Annotated in this window: 3 protein-coding genes; all 3 read right to left on the bottom strand. The window is 35.6% G+C overall.

Annotation, left to right across the window (positions count from 1 at the left end):
- On the bottom strand, positions 1 to 185 hold a 185-nt coding region (locus AB8B65_RS07625), incomplete at its 3' end, for a VOC family protein (RefSeq protein WP_405300291.1).
- 117 nt (positions 186 to 302) lie between these two features.
- Positions 303 to 1,475, bottom strand: a complete 1,173-nt coding sequence (locus tag AB8B65_RS07630) for a nitrate/nitrite transporter (protein ID WP_405300292.1) — start codon at positions 1,473 to 1,475, stop codon at positions 303 to 305.
- A gap of 52 nt (positions 1,476 to 1,527) precedes the next feature.
- A partial coding sequence (locus tag AB8B65_RS07635; protein ID WP_405300293.1) for a thioredoxin domain-containing protein occupies positions 1,528 to 3,551 on the bottom strand: 2,024 nt, incomplete at its 5' end.

Consider the following 3,551-nt stretch of genomic DNA (forward strand, 5'->3'; position numbering starts at 1 on the left):
ATTTCTTCTTTAGGTTTTTCCCATAAACCTAACATTGCTTTTTTGTCTTCTCCAATCCAGAAAAAGGCAATGCGTCTTTCCTTGTCAAAACGACATTGTTTTAATTCCATCTTATTCGCATAAAAATCTATGGAACGTTCAAGATTTTCAACAAATAAATGTGTTTCGTAGAGTCCTTTTATCATTTGTATTTGGTTATAGCTGGTAGCATATATAATAAGAATTCCTGTTGTCTCTGATATAATTAAATCTATTTATTGAAAATCTAATATTGTTTAAAATTACAATAATCTTATCCAAAGTCAACTTTTATATTTTTTCATCAACGCAATCAAACCAAAAACAGGTCCTAAAGCTAATAGCAATAAAATAGTTGGTGAGTTGGTATACGTTCTTAACGAATCAATGAGTAGAATGCTGATAATGGTGATAAAAAAACCAATACAATTTACAATGGTGAGTGCGGTGCCTTTTAACTCTACAGGTGCATTTTTAGCGACCAAAGTTGAAAACAGTGGCGAATCGGCAATGACAACCATTCCCCAAAATAATAAAAATCCAATAAATACTACGGGCGAATTAAGATAGAATACAATTGGCGAAATAAGGCAGCACACACAAGATGAAACTAAAGCTATAAACGCCACTTTTTTTACACCAACTTTTTGTGCAATAAATCCGCCTGCAACACAGGCAATCCCGCCAATTCCGATAATGATAAATGATAGTAACGGAATATTGAATGTTACCGTTGGATGCGCTTCTATATACATTTTTAGTAGGATCGGAACAAATGCCCAAAATACATATAATTCCCACATGTGTCCAAAATAACCGAAGGCAGCAGTCCTAAATTGTTGTTTTTTGAAGATTTTTGGAATCGCCCACAGATTAATTTGCAAACTAGGTTTCCGAAAAGGACCATTTGGAACAAGACAAAGCATCAATACGCCACCAAATACTGCTAAAGAAGACGTTGTTATGAGTACAAATTCCCAAGGTAAATCGCCTTTGAGTTCTTTCAATAAGTGTGGGAAAGCTGTTCCAATCACCAAGGCTCCAACTAAGAATCCGAGCGATTTTCCAAGTCCTTTCTCGTAATAATCAGCAGCAATTTTCATTCCAACTGGGTAAATTCCCGCAAGGAAAAAACCTGTAAAAAAACGAAAGATTAAAATGCTTGTATAGCTATTTCCTTTCCATATAAGTGCAACATTAAATAGTGCTCCAAGTATAGCGCAACCGAAAAATACTTTGGAAGGTGCATACCGATCTGCAATGGATAAGATTGCAAAAATGAGCGTTCCAGAGATGAATCCGAATTGAAGTATGGAAGTGATATGACCTAAAGCACTTTCTTCCAATAAAAAATATGTTTTTAAATCGGTCATCACTCCATTTCCCGCAAACCATAAAGACGTGCAAAAGAATTGCGATAGTACAATGATAGGAAGTATGTGTTTTGGAGGTTTCATTCGTTGGTTTTTGTCGCTTTGCTCCGTTATCAGTTTTAGCTTGTTAATCGTATCATTTCATCAACAAAATTGCTTTTTCTACACTTTCAGTTGGTAATTTACAGGCTCTATTTACACAAACATAAATAAAGGTTTTGTCTTCATAAAAACGATTTTCAAGCAATGGCAAGTTACTTTCTGTAGTGCTTCCGCAAAGAATAATATTGGGCAAGTAATTTTGGTGTAATTCTTTAGCTTTCGCGATCGCATTCTCACCATTAATAACCACTTCATAATACGGATTGGACAGATTCAAATACAATTCCAGCCAATGCGAATATACATACGGATACTTGATTGCATCTGGTAAAACGCGTTGCAACATTTTTTTACTTTTCGAGATATAATCGTCATTTCCAAAATAATGTCCGAGTTTAAATAAGTTGTGACTCATTACCGAATTTGCGGAAGGCATCACACCATCTTCCACATCAAATTCTTTAAACGCAAGTCCTTTAGCAGTGGTTTCCGAAAATGTAAAAAGTTCTTTTTCAGGATCGTAAAAATGATCAATTGTATACTTTGTCAATGATTTTGCATGGTTCAACCATTGTTCGTCAAAGGTAATTTGATACACCGCTAAAAACGCATCAATCACATACGCGTAATCTTCTAAGTAACCCGAAATTTCTTTGTTTTCAAGACTTCGCGCTATTTTCCAATTGTCTGAAATTAAATTTTCTTTGATAGAAATCGCTGTTTTAATTGCTTGTGTTTTCAATTTTTCATCACCGAAAACTTTGTATGCATCCACATACGCTTTTAGCATGAGTGCGTTCCAAGAAGTGATGATTTTTGTGTCCGTTTCTGGCGCTTCTCTACGATTTCGTTCTTGTAAAAGAATGGTTTTCCACTGCTTGATTTTTTCTTGTGTTTCAGCAAGTGTTAAATTGTTTCTTTTTGCGAAAGCGGTATCATCATACATTTTTATCAGTACATGCTTTTTATCTTCCGTGCGCGGAATTATGTTGATTCCGAAGTAATCTGAAAAAAGTGCAAAATCATCTTTGAGAAGTGCTTGCAATTTTTCTTTTTCCCAGACATAAAAAGCGCCTTCTTCCATTTTATTTTCCTCGTTTAAACTGTCTGCATTCAGCGAAGAATAACACAAATTGTTGTTTTGAAGAAACTTCTTTTCAACAAAATTTAAGGTTTGATACACGGCATTTTTATAAGTTTCATTTTGTTGTGTTTGATAGGCATACGAGAACAACGAAATCAGTTGTGCGTTGTCGTATAACATCTTTTCAAAATGTGGTATATTCCATAATTCATCTGTGGTATACCGTGCAAAACCACCTTCCAAATGATCAAATAATCCACGGGTAGCAATGCTTCGGAGCGTTCTGTTTACATGACGCGAAAGTTCCTCATTTTCCTGCATCGTTGTATAACGCAATAGAAAATTATAGTTGCTCGGTCGCGGAAATTTGTTCGTTTCTAGTAATCCGCCTGTGTCTGTGTCAAATTTCTTTTTCCAAGTTGCAATGATACTGTCCATAGAAATTTTAGAAAGATCAATATTTTTATCAGAAGCAAATGTTTGCAAAGTTTGCATTCGTTTGGCTTGCGCTTGGGCAAATTCGACTGTTTTTTCAGGATTTTCTTTGTGAATTTTTACGATTTGTTCCAACGAATTTATCCAATTTTCTTTGGTAAAATACGTTCCGCCCCAAACTGGTTCACCGCTTGAAAGTGTAATGCAGTTTAGTGGCCAACCTGAATTTCCTGTCATCAATTGTACTGCTTTGATGTAGGTTTTATCAATATCGGGATGTTCCTCACGATCTACTTTTACATTGATGAAATTTTCGTTCATAAATGTTGCCACAGTTTCATCTTCAAAAGTTTCCTTTTCCATGACGTGACACCAATGACAGGAAGCGTAACCGATGGAGAATAAAATGAGTTTGTTTTCTTTTTTCGCTTTCGCTAGAACGTTCTCATTCCACGGTTCCCAATTCACAGGATTGTGCGCGTGTTGTAGCAAATACGGACTTGACTCATTGGCGAGCGCGTTGGTGTATTTGTGCGTTT

The sequence above is a fragment of the Kordia sp. genome (assembly GCF_045105435.1).
GTDB lineage: Bacteria > Bacteroidota > Bacteroidia > Flavobacteriales > Flavobacteriaceae > Kordia.